Below are 14165 nucleotides of genomic sequence, written 5' to 3'. Positions count from 1 at the left end.
TGCTTCGCAAATTCTTTTATGTTGATTATATTATCTAACTTTATTATTCCAACACACCTGTCATCCTCGAGGGAGGCCTTTTAAGGCCGACCGAAGGATCTTTACAAAGAAATCAAAAAGAAAATATTTTTCTTTTATTTTACTAATCGATATCTTTTATTTAAATATTTTTTAAGGCTGTACCTTCGTACCTCGGGGGATAGGAATTAGGGGTAACGGAGACCCCTTTTTCCTTTCCCCCGATCCCCCTATACCTTCTACACCCCCACCGCTCCTGCGGAGAGCAATGAGCAGAAGAAGTTTGCTCCGCAAATTCTTTTGTTTTAACTGTTAATGCACTATAAGCTACACCATTAAGTCTAAGTGTTTTAAGCTTAGAGGAGGAAAAAATCGGGTTTTAAGATCTCATAATTTCGTATAAAAAATGGCACTGTTTGAGCGTAGCGAGTTTGCGATTTTTAGAAATTTGAGATTGATAAAACCCAAATTTTGGTATTCATACTACAACATCGCCCCACGCGAGTGGCCGTTTCGAGGGGGTAGCAGAAAAGGGGGTCTAAGGGGGAAAACCGGTTGGGGAGAATCGGAACTCCCCTGGGTTTTCCCCCTTAGGACGAAGCTATAACCTAAAATAATAATTAAATATAAGACATTATAACAACTTATTACTCAATAAAAATATTTACCAATATTTTTCTAAAAAATACTAAACAACAAGTGCGCTGAGACCCCTGCAACCAAGCCTCCAATAGTATGCGATAAAATAGCTTTACCAGTAAGCTCTTTTGATCCTATGGCATCCATCATTGCTACGTGAGTTGATAGGTATCCTGAGTAGCACATACATATGGATGTAAATACCGCTAGGTCGTTTGCTGTGGCTAGGTTATTTGCTACTAGACCCTTTACTACTCCGAGGGCTGCGCCAGCTGATCCTAGGGACGTTATTGGGACTGCTATTGATTCACTAAAGGTGAATCCAAATAGTGGGTTTAGGATGAAGGACAATTTATTGCCTACCCATGGTAGAAGGGGAACGCCTTCGTTGATTGCTCCTGTGTATATACCATCTGCTGGTGCTGTATTTGTCAAAAGCATTATCATGGTGCAGATACTTATTACGCCTGGGATGATTGAAAGACCCATATCTAGGCCAGATTTGCCACCTTCAAGGAGGGCTTGTATAAATCTTAGTCCAACAGACCCATCTCTGATTATTCTAGAATTAGCAGGGATATCATCCAAGGATTCCACTTCTACCATTTCATCTACACCGTAGTGTTTTTTGCAAAAACCTTGCATGATTCTTACACTTATTATAGATCCAATAATGGCGCCTAGGTTGCCTATCATTGCAGCCTTACCAGCCCCAGGGATTTTTAGTGATCCTATGCTACCTGTAACGATAAGGCCCATACCAAAGGATGTGCCAAGGTTTGTTAGCGATGGTAGCTGGTATTTTTTGAAAAGCATCTTAAAATTATCTTCGCTAGCCAGAGTTAGGATTGATGGATTGTCTGACAGATAGCAATTTAATATACCTAGAGATGCCGCTCCTGGTAGATTATAAATTGGTTTCATTATTTTTGCAAGCATGACATTTATCAGCGATATAAAACCGAATTCGGCAAAAAGTGCTGATAAGGCTCCTGTTAGTACACATATGGCTGTCAGGTAAAAACAAGTATTTATTAACAAGTCAAAGGCTTGGTTCATAATAGTTGACAGCATATTGTATAGACCCATGGTTTTTCCAAGGGGGATAAAAAATCCAAAAAATAGGATTACAAATATAAAGTTTTCTTTGCTAATATTTTTAGTGTATTTTCTTTGATTTTCCATATAATACCTCTTACTAAATTATAATTGATTATAAAATTTATGTCTATTTACTTGTAATAGATATTCTAATAAGTAAAATAGTATAAGAAATGGAAATGAAGTTCTTCCATAAATTATTTTAAAACCGCTAAAAGCTGATGACTTCTACTTTTGTAGGGATTACCAGCTTTTTTTATTTGAGGAGATTTATGTTAGTAGATATAGGAATTATTTTTATTTTAGGAATTGTTTTTGCAAAATTTTCTGAAAAAATAGGTTTGGCACCAATAATAGGCATGCTAATTGCAGGGATTTTGATAAGTCCTAATCAATTAGCCTTGGTAAGTGAAAACATTGTAAATTTAAGTAGTGATTTAAGGCAGATTGCCCTAGTTACAATACTCAGTCGTGCAGGACTTTCTCTAAATTTTGACAAGCTTAAAAAAGTTGGCAGGCCTGCAATTTTGCTAAGTTTCGTTCCGGCTTCTATAGAAATGCTAGGAATTATTATCTTTGGAAAGATGATATTTAAAATTGACACTATTGATGCTGGCATCCTTGCGGCTGTCCTTGCTGCTGTAAGTCCTGCCATAGTGGTGCCACGTATGATTAGACTTATGAACGAGGGATACGGTAAGGATAAGCATATACCAGAGATGATCTTAGCTGGGGCAAGTGTAGATGATGTCTTTGTAATTGTATTTTTCTCTTCCTTCCTTGCTCTAAAAACAGGCGGAGATTTATCTTTTATGAATTTCTTAAATATTCCAATTTCCATAATTACTGGCATAATCTTAGGAATTATTATAGGGAAAATATTGGGAAAAATACTTGTAAGCTTTGACATAAATCCAATTTATAAGGCTATGATTTTTATAAGTCTTGGATTTTTGACCCTAAGATTCCAAGAGATTGTGTCAGATTATATAGCAATATCAGCCTTGATTTCAATCATGACAGCTGGCATGGCTATAAATATGGAAGATGAGAGTTTGACAAGTGACCTTTTGGGATCCTTTGGAAGATTGTGGAAGGTTTTTGAAGTGTTTTTATTTGTCTTGGTTGGCATATCTGTAGACATGGCCTATGTAAAAGAAGCAGGATTTCTGGCAGTTTTACTAATACTAATCGGCCTAATCTTTAGGATGGTCGGAGTTAATATATCACTTATTGGTACAAATTTAAACAAGGACGAGAGATTGTTTACATCCTTTGCCTATTTGCCAAAGGCGACAGTCCAAGCAGCCATTGGTCCAGTTGCCTTATCCATGGGACTTGCTTCAGGAAATCTTATTTTATCAGTATCTGTAATTGCTATACTTTTTACAGCTCCACTAGGAGCAATCCTAACTGACAATACTTATGATAAACTGCTTAAAAAGAGTTAACTATAAATAAGCTGAACCCCTCCATCCGTATTCCGGGTTTTGGGGTTCAGCTCAAAATAGCTAACTCTTTTTTACTTATATGATTCTTCTACTCTTACGATTTCATCTAAGAGTTTTAGATAGTACTTTTGGGCAACTTCTAATTCAAATAGACTAGAATCGTCAAAGTATGCTTGCATTTCATCGATTAATTCTTTTAGTTTAGGGTCTTCACCGTGAGCTTCTTTTAAAGCCTTAGCTCTGGCTACTAGACCGTTTATCCTATGGATAAGGCCCATAGTCCTTGCTTCTTTGTCATTTTCTGTAAGAAGTTCCCTTAGAGTCCATTTGACATTATTTTCAGTTTCTCCTGCCTTATGTTGGATTGCTAGGTCGTTTTCACGCATCAAATCCAAGAAATCAAACAAATGATCTCTGTCAAAGCCAACAAAAAGTATAAAAGGGAAATCAAGACTTGGGCCTTCGGAAAGATTTTCGTCACTTTTTTCAAATCCTTCAAAGCCCAAAAGATATCCAATGCGTTGGTCTATAGAATCTTTTTCCACTCTAATAATGCCGATATTTTGTTCATCGGCTAATTTTTCGAATTTTTCTATATCGTAATCTTCTTTGATATTATATAATAAAACTTTTGCCATATTACCTCTCTTTGCTAAAATAACTATACTTTATAAGCAAATGATAAACAAATTTTGAAATTGGGTATAAATATAAATAAATACCACACAAACGGAGGGACTATGGCTATTAAGACAAGCGCTGGCTATCAAAGACCAGATTATTTAAGGAAAATAGAAAGTATATTAAGACAAGCAAAGGATGTATTAAGTCAACTTGAAAGATCAGAAAGAAAAATAGAAGGCAAATATGATTTTAATTCACATAGCTTGCTAAGAGGCAACTTTTTTGGCAACTTCTTAAGAGGCAACAAAGTATCTGCTGTAAATAGCAATATCGACCGTGCCCAACAAGCTCTATTAGACCTTCATGCCAACTTGCTACTATTTGATGAGAACTTAGCAAAGAAAATTTATTTACCAAGTAAGATGAGCGAATTTTCTTCAGCAAATGGCAAGGCAAGCGACATTGCTATCAGAACAAATATGAGACTTAAACAATTTGATATTACAAAGGCAAAAAGATCTTTGCAAACTGTTATAAGAAGACTAGAAAGCGAAGAGAAAAAAACTCGCTATGAGATAGCAAAGGAAAAAGAACTAAAAGAATATAAGAAAGATAAACTTAAAGGCAAAATAAATTAAAAAAAGGGGTTGTTGCAAATTGATAGATATCTAACGTTCCATCATTGGAGTGCACTCCCAGAAAGTTTGAGGTTTAGCCCGCCGGCTCATGGAGGCCAAACTTTCTGGGAGGGTGCTCGAATGATATAGGAACGATTTATCTATTTTGCAACAGCCCCCTATTTGTATGGCATCAAATCATTGTCAATAAGTTTATTAATAGCGTAGCCTACGCCGGACTTTAGGTTGGATTTTGTTATGAAATCTGCGTGAGCCTTTAATTCTTCGACAGAATTTTCCATGGCTACGGCAAATCCTGCATGCTCTAGCATAGGGATATCATTTCTTTCATTTCCTATACTCATTATCTCATCTTGGCTTATACCAAGTTCTTTTGCCATTGCACCAACAGCATAACCCTTGTTGGTATTTTTATTCATAACTTCTATTAAAAATGGTGCAGTTCTTACTGCATAGTAATTTTCAACCAAGTCTTTGGGCATATTATTGTATAGCTTGTCAATGGCAGTTTTTCGTCCTAATATCAATATCCTGCCCAATTTTTTATCTTTGGGGAAGTCACTGTATTTGATACGAGTTATGGGCAATTTAGATATCTTTGCATCTATCCTGGTGTAAATACTAGGGTTTTTGTGACGGGAATAAAATCCCTCGTGGTCCATAGCAGAAACTTCTACATTAAAATCTTTAACTAAGTCATCCACTATTTTAAAATCAGATGGGGATTGGTAGGTCCCGGAAATTGGCTCTTCTGTAAGATTATCAAATATATAAGATCCGTTTTGGCAAACAGAAAAATGATCTTTCCTATCTAGACCCAGCTTCTTTACTAGCCCTCTCATGCCAGAATAAGGTCTACCAGATGCCAAGGCTATGTGCACACCCATGTCACGTGCCTTATCTATGGCTATTATATTTTCTTTTGTAAGTCTTTTTAGTGGAGTAACTAGGGTGCCATCCACATCTATTGTTATAAGTTTAATCATATGATTATTATAGCCTTAAAAATTATAATTTAAACAATTAAAGTAAATTGGGTATAAAATAAATATAAGCAAGTTTTAACAATATAAGGAGAAATTATGATAATCGGAATTCCAAAAGAGATAAAAGACCAAGAAAATAGGGTTGCAATAATCCCTGGAGCAGTAACAGAACTTAGCAAGAAAAATGAAGTATTTATAGAAAAAGGAGCCGGCCTTGGATCAGGCATAACAGATGAAGATTACATAGAAGCAGGAGCTAGTATCCTAGATACAGCAAAAGAAGTCTGGGAAAAAGCTGATATGATTTATAAAGTAAAAGAACCTCTAGAAGAAGAATACCAATATTTTAGAGAAGGATTAATCATCTATACCTACCTTCACCTAGCAAGCAACTTAGAACTGGCAAAAAAAATGGTAGATACAGGAGTAATAGGCATAGGTTATGAAACTGTACAATTAGAAGATAGAAGCCTTCCACTACTTCGTCCAATGTCTGAAATAGCAGGACGTATGGCAGTCCAAGAAGGAGCATCATACCTAACCAAACCAAATGGTGGGCGAGGAATACTTCTTCAAGGTGTACCAGGAGTAAGACCAGCTCATGTTGTAATAGTCGGTGCTGGTGTAGTAGGAACAGGAGCAACAAGAATAGCAGTAGGAATGGGAGCAAGGGTAACAGTCCTAGATGTAAACATTAATGCCTTAACAGCAATAACAAATATATTCCCAGATAAAGTTGAGACACTTTACTCAAACCCACTAAACATAGAAGAAAGCTTAAAAACAGCAGACCTTGTTATATCAACAGTACTAATCCCAGGAAGAAAAGCACCACAGCTAATCAAAGAAGACATGGTAAAACAAATGAAAGAAGGATCTGTAATAGTTGACGTGGCAATAGACCAAGGTGGATCAACAGATTTAACCAAAGGCCACCCAACAACACATACAGACCCAACATTTGTAAAATATGATGTAATACACTATGCTGTAGCAAACATCCCAGGAGCAGTAGCGATGACATCTACTTACGCCCTATCAAATGCAACAACAAGATATGCAAAAGCAATAGCAGACATGGGCTTGGAAGCAGCATGTCAAAGATTCCCAGAGCTTGAAAGCGGAATAAATACCTACAAAGGACATGTAACCTACCAACCAGTTGCAGAAGACTTAGAACTTGAATATAAACAATTAGATTTTGCTGAGTAAATAGCAATATATGAACACCTTAGAGGACTAGGGTGTTTTTTTTTATTGGAACTTTTAACTATTATATTAGGCAAACCTAAAAAAATACTTTACAAAACCTAATAATAGTATTATAATAGCCTTAATCAAATTATTAAGGAGAATCATATGATAAATAAAATTATATTATTAATACTAACACTCACATCACTAACAGCTTGTGGCAATGCTAACCAAGCAGCAGATACTAAAGACAAACAGAATGTTGATATTAGCCAAAGTGTAGAAAGTGAAAATAAAGAGCATGTAGACAAAGATGATAGTAAAGAAAAACCAGTTGAAGAAAATGATAAAAAAACAGCTGATAATAAAAAAACTATCACAGTTACAACAACTTTTATAGCAGATATGGTAAATGAGCTTATAGGTGATACTGCAAATGTAGAGCTTATAATACCTGCTGGTAGCGATCCCCATATGTATGTAGCTAAACCAGAAGATTTAAATAAACTTACACAATCAGATTTAGTTTTATACCATGGTATACATTTTGAAGGAAAGATGGTAGATGCACTTGAAGAAGTGGGCTATGCTCTAGCAAGTACATTTGACAAAGAGAAAATTGGACAAATGGAAGATGAAGAGGATGAATCACAGATGGTTGAAGACCCTCACTTCTGGTTTGACATAGACCTATACAAAGAAGCTTTTTCAAATGCTGCAAATAAGCTTAAAGAACTATACAAAGATGATGATCAAGTAGTAGAGACAATCAATAAAAATGAGAAAAATTATCTTGAAAAATTAGATGATCTTGATAATTACAACAAAGAAAAACTTGCAGAAATTCCAGAAGAATCAAGATATCTGATTACCCCACACGATGCTTTTAATTATTTTTCTAGAAGATATGGCATAGAAGTTATGGCTCCTCAAGGAGTAAGTACAGATTCAGAAGTTTCAAATAAAGACCTTGAAGATACAGCTCAATTTATAGCCGACCATAAAATAAAAGCTATTTTTGCTGAATCAACAACTAATCCAGAAAGAATGGAAAAACTAAAAGATATAGTTAAAAGCAAGGGATTTGAAACAAAAGTTATCCATGGTGATGGACAAGAATTATATTCTGATTCACTAGATGAAAAGGGCAAAGCTGGGGATAATTTCATCGATATGTACAAACATAATATAGATTTGATTGTAGAAAATCTAAAGTAGGTGAAGATGCAATATGCAATTGAAACAAATAATCTAAATGTTTCTTATGCTAACAATAAAGTATTGGAGAATGTAAATCTCAATATCCCAGTTAATACTAGGACAGCAATTATTGGAGCTAACGGGGCGGGAAAATCTACTTTGATAAAATCCTGCCTCGGTCTTATAAGAAAAGATAGTGGCCAAATTAAAATACTTGGAAAAAATATAGAAAAAGCAAAAACAAACATAGCCTATGTAGCCCAAAAAGATACAGTAAATTGGAATTTCCCAACTACTGTATATGATGTTGTGATGATGGGGCGCTACCCTTATCTAAAGAAATTCCAAAAACCAAAGCAAAAAGATAAGGATGTGGTTATTGATGCCTTAAATGAGATGGGCATAGCAGATTTAAGCGATAGACCTATTAATAACTTATCTGGAGGCCAAAAACAAAGAGTTTTTTTGGCTAGGGCCCTTGCCCAAGATGTGGACTTATATATTTTAGATGAACCTCTCACAGGAGTTGATATAAAAACTGAAGACATAATAGCTGATCAGTTTAAAAAACTCCAAGGACTTGGAAAAACAATTATAGCAGTCCACCACAACATCTACACCCTAGAAAAATACTTTGACAATGTTGTCGTTTTAAATAGGCATGTAAAATACTCGGGAACAATATTTGTAGACGGACTTGATGAGAAAATTAATCAAGGATTTAGGGGATAGGATATGAAAATTTTTCAAATGTATTCCTTTCAAATTGTTCTTATAGGGACAGTATTACTTGCTATATCTGCAAGTTTAATAGGGTCTATAAACGTCTACAAAAGTCAATCTCTAATAGGTGATGCCCTAGGGCATTCAACCCTACCGGGGATTATATTAGCATATATGCTAAGTTTAGAAAAAGACCCGCTGATACTTCTAATCGGGGCAATATGCTCATCGGGCTTATCTTATATTTTAATCCATTACTCATCATCTAAAAGTAAGATAGGTCCAGATGCAAATATGGCTATATTTTTGTCGGGATTTTTTGGATTTGGCTTGGTATTAAAATCATATATCCAAGGCAATCCTAATTTTGTCGGAGCAAGTAAGGCGGGATTAGATAATTATATTTTTGGTCAAGCAGCTTATTTACAGAAAAAAGACATTTATTTGATACTTTTTGCTACACTTATAGTTGTTTTGCTAATAGGTATTTACTATAGAGATTTGAAATGTTATTTATTTGATAAAGAATACGCAAGTCTTATTGGTGTGGATATTAAAAAACTTGATATCCTAATTTTATTTTTAACAATATTAGTAATTGGAGTTGGGATAAAAGTAGTAGGAGTTATTTTAATTAGCTCCCTTATGATAATACCGATTGTAAGTGCTAGCAAAGTTACTAACAATTTTTTAATGTTACTTACTCTGTCTGCATTATTTTCTGTCATAGGATCAATCATGGGTAGCCTTATTTCTACAATATACCAAGGATTTTCTACAGGTCCTACAATAATACTATGCCAAGGGTTAATTTCACTAATGGTAATTGCTTATACTAAAATAAAAAAAGGAGATAAGTGTCATGAATAATTCTCTTATAGTTTTAATATTAACAGCAATATCATGTACCCTATTAGGAGTATTTTTACTTTTAAGAAATTTATCCATGTTGACAGATGCAATAAGCCATACAGTCTTATTAGGTATAGTTCTAGCCTATTTCATAGTAAAAGATTTGGATAGCCCGCTACTAATTTTAGGGGCATCGATGATGGGGATAATTACGGTTTATTTAATTGAAACAATTGGTAATAGCAAGTTTGCAAAATACGATGATGCAATAGGCATAGTATTTCCAATACTATTTTCCCTAGCGGTAGTGCTTATAAGTAAATTTTTTAGAAATGCACATTTGGATATTGATATTGTCTTGATGGGAGAGGTTTTGTTTTCATCCCTAATAAAAACAGAAATATTTGGGGTAAAAATTTCAACTGCCATACTCTACGGTTTAATCTTATTAGTGCTAATAGTAAGTTTTATACTAAGTCAGTATAGAAAACTAAAAATATCTACATTTGATAAAGACTTTGCATACTTAATAGGCATACCTACAGCAGCAATTTTCTATGGACTGATGACCTTAACATCCATAACTACTGTTATATCCTTTAACAATGTGGGAGCCATACTGGTAATTTCATTTTTTATTGCACCAGCAGCAACAGCGATTAACTTTACAAAAAGTTTAGAATCAACATTTATTGTGAGCATTCTTATTGCAATAGCTAATTGTATCTTAGGATATATATTAGCAATAAAAATAAATGTATCTATAGCAGGGGCAGTATCAAGTGTCAATATGGCTTGTTATCTGGCTTCAATCATCCTAAAGCAGTATATTGATAATAGTAAAATAGGAAACAAGCAATATACAAAAGAGGATAAAGATGCACGCGATGAACCCGCAAAAGGAAGAATACTTAATAACCATATTTAAGCTAATGGGAGAAGATCAGAAGGTAACAAATAAATCTATATCAACATACCTTGATCTAGCTCCACCCACAGTAACAGAAATGTTAAAAAAATTAAAACAAGAGGGCTTGCTAGTAGATGATAAAAGCAATTTTTTGACTGATGAAGGCATCAAATATACCAAAAAACTCCTTTCTAAGCACAGGCTTTGGGAATATTTTTTAGAAAATAATTTGAAATTTTCTTGGAAAGATATCCACCCAATAGCAAGTGACCTTCAATCAGTAACAAACGATGAACTTTTAGAAAAGCTCAACGCCTACCTGGGATACCCAGACTACTGCCCTCATGGTTCTATAATATTTATAAATAATGAAGAAACTCCAGATGATTTTATAAAAATGTCAGAAGCTAAAACTGGCAAAGCCTATATCATCAGGAGAATAAGAGATGATCACGATTTGTTAAGTTATTGTGAGAATATGGAAATAGGAATAGGAGATAAAATAAAATTTCTAGCCTATGACAAATTTGACAACACAGCTATAATTATAGAAAATGACAAAGAAAAAAGAATCTCTCCAAAGGCTTGTAAGGACATATACTTAAAAGAAATAGATTAGAAGGGGCTGTTGCAAAATAGATAAATCGTTCCTATATCATTCGAGCACCCTCCCAGAAAGGTCTCTGTCAGCCGACGGGCTAATTACCTCCCTGAGCCGGCGGGCTAAGCCTCAAACTTTCTGGGAGTGCACTCCAATGATGGAACGTTAGATATCTATCAATTTGTAACAGCCCCTTTTTCTGTATATTAACGGAAAATAAAGGTACAATTATCCCATGGAACTTAACAGAAAACGCTACAATGATTTAGATACTTATTATAAAATCAAATATGGAAAGAAGATTATAAAATTGCCCCTAGATGGTGGTTTTACTTGCCCCAACCGTGATGGGACTTTATCGTCACGTGGGTGTATCTATTGTTCTGATGTAGGAGCTGGAGAGTGGACTTATAGGTCTGTTGGAGATATCAGAGCTCAAATCGCCTATCAGAAGAAGATCCTAGCAAAACCTGGTAGAGAGGAAGGATATATTGCTTATTTTCAAAACTTCACCAATACCTATGGAGATGTGGCAAAAATGCGTGAGATGTTTTATGCTGCTATAAATGAAGCTGATATAGTAGGACTATCGATAGCAACTCGTGCCGATTGCCTGCCTGATGAGGTTTTGGCAATGCTATCTGAATTAAATCAAATTACTGACCTTACCATAGAATTGGGCATGCAAAGTGTCAATGAGGGCACTTTGGAATTTATCAACCGTGGATATTCTCATCAAGAATTTGATAACGGTGTTCAAAAACTATGTAGTTTGGGTATAGAAATGGTAGCTCATATTATAGTGGGATTAGTTGGAGAAGATATTGATGACTATCTGAGAGATATATCCTACATAAACTATCGTGGGATAGAAGGAATAAAAATCCACAATCTCTATATAGAAAACAATACTTATCTAAAATCCTACTATGAAAAAAACAATATAACTTATGATATGACCAAGGATGACTATGCAAATATTGTAGTATCTATGCTTCGTCATCTAAATCCTGATGTTGTTGTACATAGGTTAACTGGTGATGGCATTTCTTCAAATATAGCTTATCCACTTTGGTCAAAAAATAAGGGAGCAGTATTATCGACAATCGATAAAATTATGAAAGACAGTGATTACAGACAGGGGGACCTATGGAAAGAAAATTAGCAAGCAAATATTATATAAATTCTCTAGAAGGCGACAAATACGCAAAAAAAGATAAGACTCTTCTATTGGTAGTAGATGAACAACCAAAACTAATGAAAACTATGGAAAATGGTGAACTTACTATCCTAAACACTTTGGTTTTGATAAAAGCATTCAAAGAATACCAAATGCCAATCCTTGCAACAGAGCAATATCCAAAAGGACTTGGCAAATCAGATCAAAGATTACTAGAAGAAATCCCAGAAGATAAAATATTTGAAAAGACAATTTTTGATGCAGCAACACCAGAAGTTCTAGACTTTATAAAAGAAAATAATATCACAAATGTTGTAGTAGTAGGAGCTGAGGGCCATGTTTGTATCTACCAAACAATTAGAAGTCTACTAGATCTTGGCCTAAATGTATTTTTTGTAAAAGATGCTATAAGCTCATACACAGAAGAACTGAAAGAAACTTCTGCCCAGACTTTGGTGGAAATGGGGGCGGTAGTTGTAAATACAGAAATGTTATTATTTGACATAGCCTACGATTCCAAAGACAGCCACTTCAAAGTTATATCAAATCTTGTAAAAGAAATGAGATCAAGAGACTAATAAATTTTCACCTGGTGATATGAAGATATTGCTGTGTGTTTTTTATTCTGATATTTTATCAAAGAAACTTGTCATTAATTGTTTTATTATTATAAAAAATAGTTTATAATAATAAAATAAAGTTTAAGGAGAGTTTATGACTAATACTTTGATAAGTCCAGACAATATTTGGATGATTTGGGCAGTTTTATTAATTATTGTCGTCCTTGCAATGACAATAGAGAAAAAATATAAGTGGGGGCAAGTTTTAACTGGAGCAGTTATTGCTCTGATTTTTGCTGTGATTCTCACCAACTTAAAGGTCTTGCCTATGGAATCAACAGTTTATGACACTGTTTGGGACTACGCTATTCCACTTTCCATTCCTATGCTTTTATTTAGATCAAATATGAGGAAGATTTTTAAGGAATCTGGCAAAATCCTCTTACTTTTTACCATCGGGTCGGTGGGAACAGTACTTGGAGCCCTTATATCCTTTGGATTGCTAAAAAATGCAATTCCAAATTTAGGCAATATAGCTGGAATGATGACAGGATCCTACATTGGTGGAGGAGTCAACTTTGTCGCCCTAAGCCAAGTATTTGACCTAGACAAGACCATGGTATCTGCAACAACTGTTGCCGATAACTTTAATATGGCTATTTATTTTGTAATCCTATCAGCTTTGCCAAATATAGGATTTTTTAGGAAAAACTTCATCCAATCTGAAGCAAGTAGCGAACACAAGGATGAATTTAACAAGAAAACTTATATATCGACCTTTGACTTGGCAGTAATATTTGCTACATCTGCTGCTATAGTTGCGGTGAGTAATGTTATTGCAGGATTCTTTGCAGCAAAAATCCCAACAACAAACGCCTTTAGCCTATTATTAAATCAACTTTTTGGCAATCCATATCTTATAATAACAACATTAACTATGATACTTACCACGGCTTTTCCAAAATATTTTGAAAAAATAAGCGGAGCAGAAGAAGTTGGATCATTTTTGATTTATATTTTCTTTGTAGTAATAGGAGTGCCAGCAAGCATACCACTTATCATAAAAACAGCACCATTGCTACTAGTATTCTGTTTTATAATGGTTGTGATAAATATGCTAATGGTTTTATTAGGAGCAAAATTATTAAAAGTTTCATTGCAGGAGGCTATCATAGCATCAAATGCCAACATAGGAGGCCCATCCACAGCAGCAGCCATGGCCATATCAAAAGGATGGTACCATCTTATAGGCCCAGGAATATTCGCAGGTCTATTTGGATACATTATAGGAAACTACCTAGGAACAATAGTAGGAAATATACTAATATAAAGAGTCTTTGTGGCTCTTTTTTCTTTTGCTGTATTGCAAAAAAATTTTTATAGTATTTAATGGAATATGTACCGGCTTTTACTGGATAATCCATAGTTATTTACTTGGAATTAACTCTTGGATTGAGGTAAAATGTTAGTGTTAGTTTTAAAGGCAAA

General features: G+C 34.6%; 14 protein-coding genes and 1 riboswitch. Of the genes, 11 read left to right on the top strand and 3 right to left on the bottom strand.

Going from position 1 to position 14165, the window contains the following annotated elements; translation table 11 throughout:
* Positions 1–696: 696 nt before the first annotated feature.
* Positions 697–1842 carry a CD0519/CD1768 family membrane protein gene (locus BQ7474_RS08380; RefSeq protein WP_073998410.1) on the bottom strand — a complete coding sequence of 382 codons (1146 nt, stop codon included), beginning with the start codon at positions 1840–1842 and terminating at the stop codon, positions 697–699.
* Between the two features lie 82 nt (positions 1843–1924).
* Positions 1925–1996: riboswitch (Fluoride riboswitch) on the top strand.
* A gap of 34 nt (positions 1997–2030) precedes the next feature.
* Here BQ7474_RS08380 and BQ7474_RS08375 point away from each other — a divergent pair.
* Positions 2031–3209: a cation:proton antiporter domain-containing protein gene (locus tag BQ7474_RS08375; RefSeq protein ID WP_073998409.1), complete on the top strand. Its 1179-nt coding sequence runs from the start codon at positions 2031–2033 to the stop codon at positions 3207–3209.
* Positions 3210–3280: 71 nt separating this feature from the next.
* Here BQ7474_RS08375 and BQ7474_RS08370 read toward each other — a convergent pair whose 3' ends face one another.
* Positions 3281–3847 (bottom strand): DUF3783 domain-containing protein, encoded by a 567-nt coding sequence (locus BQ7474_RS08370; protein WP_073998408.1) that lies wholly within the window; start codon positions 3845–3847, stop codon positions 3281–3283.
* Between the two features lie 102 nt (positions 3848–3949).
* Here BQ7474_RS08370 and BQ7474_RS08365 point away from each other — a divergent pair, with 102 nt between their 5' ends.
* Entirely contained in the window at positions 3950–4471 is a 522-nt protein-coding gene (locus tag BQ7474_RS08365) for a hypothetical protein (protein WP_073998407.1), read from the top strand.
* A 158-nt stretch (positions 4472–4629) separates the two neighbouring features.
* On the opposite strand, the gene BQ7474_RS08360 is transcribed toward BQ7474_RS08365, so the two are convergent.
* Complete coding sequence (locus BQ7474_RS08360; protein ID WP_073998406.1) at positions 4630–5457, bottom strand: Cof-type HAD-IIB family hydrolase; 828 nt, start codon at positions 5455–5457, stop codon at positions 4630–4632.
* Between the two features lie 96 nt (positions 5458–5553).
* Here BQ7474_RS08360 and ald point away from each other — a divergent pair, with 96 nt between their 5' ends.
* The 9 genes from ald to BQ7474_RS08315 all read left to right on the top strand — a co-directional run bounded on the left by ald (position 5554) and on the right by BQ7474_RS08315 (position 14007).
* Entirely contained in the window at positions 5554–6669 is a 1116-nt protein-coding gene (ald, locus tag BQ7474_RS08355) for an alanine dehydrogenase (RefSeq protein ID WP_073998405.1), read from the top strand.
* A 147-nt stretch (positions 6670–6816) separates the two neighbouring features.
* Entirely contained in the window at positions 6817–7869 is a 1053-nt protein-coding gene (locus BQ7474_RS08350) for a metal ABC transporter solute-binding protein, Zn/Mn family (protein ID WP_082187909.1), read from the top strand.
* Between the two features lie 6 nt (positions 7870–7875).
* Entirely contained in the window at positions 7876–8583 is a 708-nt protein-coding gene (locus BQ7474_RS08345) for a metal ABC transporter ATP-binding protein (RefSeq protein ID WP_073998404.1), read from the top strand.
* A 3-nt stretch (positions 8584–8586) separates the two neighbouring features.
* A complete protein-coding gene (locus BQ7474_RS08340) occupies positions 8587–9444 on the top strand; it encodes a metal ABC transporter permease (RefSeq protein ID WP_073998403.1) in 858 nt (285 codons plus the stop codon).
* Entirely contained in the window at positions 9437–10354 is a 918-nt protein-coding gene (locus BQ7474_RS08335) for a metal ABC transporter permease (RefSeq protein WP_073998402.1), read from the top strand. Before BQ7474_RS08340 ends, BQ7474_RS08335 begins: the two co-directional genes overlap by 8 nt.
* The gene (locus BQ7474_RS08330; RefSeq protein WP_073998401.1) at positions 10314–10955 is read left to right on the top strand and encodes a metal-dependent transcriptional regulator; all 642 of its coding nucleotides are present in this window, start codon (positions 10314–10316) and stop codon (positions 10953–10955) included. The genes BQ7474_RS08335 and BQ7474_RS08330 overlap by 41 nt, the downstream gene beginning before the upstream one ends.
* 217 nt (positions 10956–11172) lie before the next feature.
* Positions 11173–12102 (top strand): tRNA modification radical SAM protein MnmL/YtqA, encoded by a 930-nt coding sequence (locus BQ7474_RS08325; RefSeq protein WP_073998400.1) that lies wholly within the window; start codon positions 11173–11175, stop codon positions 12100–12102.
* Complete coding sequence (locus tag BQ7474_RS08320) at positions 12087–12695, top strand: isochorismatase family protein (protein WP_073998399.1); 609 nt, start codon at positions 12087–12089, stop codon at positions 12693–12695. The genes BQ7474_RS08325 and BQ7474_RS08320 overlap by 16 nt, the downstream gene beginning before the upstream one ends.
* 136 nt (positions 12696–12831) lie before the next feature.
* Positions 12832–14007, top strand: a complete 1176-nt coding sequence (locus tag BQ7474_RS08315) for a DUF819 family protein (RefSeq protein ID WP_073998398.1) — start codon at positions 12832–12834, stop codon at positions 14005–14007.
* The last annotated feature ends 158 nt before the right edge of the window (positions 14008–14165 follow it).

Source organism: Anaerococcus urinomassiliensis, assembly GCF_900128425.1.
In the GTDB taxonomy this organism is placed as follows: domain Bacteria; phylum Bacillota; class Clostridia; order Tissierellales; family Peptoniphilaceae; genus Anaerococcus; species Anaerococcus urinomassiliensis.
This window is presented reverse-complemented; position numbering and strand designations above follow the sequence as displayed.

Coding starts and splice junctions, on each gene's coding strand:
- BQ7474_RS08380 (WP_073998410.1), bottom strand. CDS start 1,842: ATGGAAAATCAAAGAAAATACACTAAAAATATTAGCAAAGAAAACTTT.
- BQ7474_RS08375 (WP_073998409.1), top strand. CDS start 2,031: ATGTTAGTAGATATAGGAATTATTTTTATTTTAGGAATTGTTTTTGCA.
- BQ7474_RS08370 (WP_073998408.1), bottom strand. CDS start 3,847: ATGGCAAAAGTTTTATTATATAATATCAAAGAAGATTACGATATAGAA.
- BQ7474_RS08365 (WP_073998407.1), top strand. CDS start 3,950: ATGGCTATTAAGACAAGCGCTGGCTATCAAAGACCAGATTATTTAAGG.
- BQ7474_RS08360 (WP_073998406.1), bottom strand. CDS start 5,457: ATGATTAAACTTATAACAATAGATGTGGATGGCACCCTAGTTACTCCA.
- ald (WP_073998405.1), top strand. CDS start 5,554: ATGATAATCGGAATTCCAAAAGAGATAAAAGACCAAGAAAATAGGGTT.
- BQ7474_RS08350 (WP_082187909.1), top strand. CDS start 6,817: ATGATAAATAAAATTATATTATTAATACTAACACTCACATCACTAACA.
- BQ7474_RS08345 (WP_073998404.1), top strand. CDS start 7,876: ATGCAATATGCAATTGAAACAAATAATCTAAATGTTTCTTATGCTAAC.
- BQ7474_RS08340 (WP_073998403.1), top strand. CDS start 8,587: ATGAAAATTTTTCAAATGTATTCCTTTCAAATTGTTCTTATAGGGACA.
- BQ7474_RS08335 (WP_073998402.1), top strand. CDS start 9,437: ATGAATAATTCTCTTATAGTTTTAATATTAACAGCAATATCATGTACC.
- BQ7474_RS08330 (WP_073998401.1), top strand. CDS start 10,314: ATGAACCCGCAAAAGGAAGAATACTTAATAACCATATTTAAGCTAATG.
- BQ7474_RS08325 (WP_073998400.1), top strand. CDS start 11,173: ATGGAACTTAACAGAAAACGCTACAATGATTTAGATACTTATTATAAA.
- BQ7474_RS08320 (WP_073998399.1), top strand. CDS start 12,087: ATGGAAAGAAAATTAGCAAGCAAATATTATATAAATTCTCTAGAAGGC.
- BQ7474_RS08315 (WP_073998398.1), top strand. CDS start 12,832: ATGACTAATACTTTGATAAGTCCAGACAATATTTGGATGATTTGGGCA.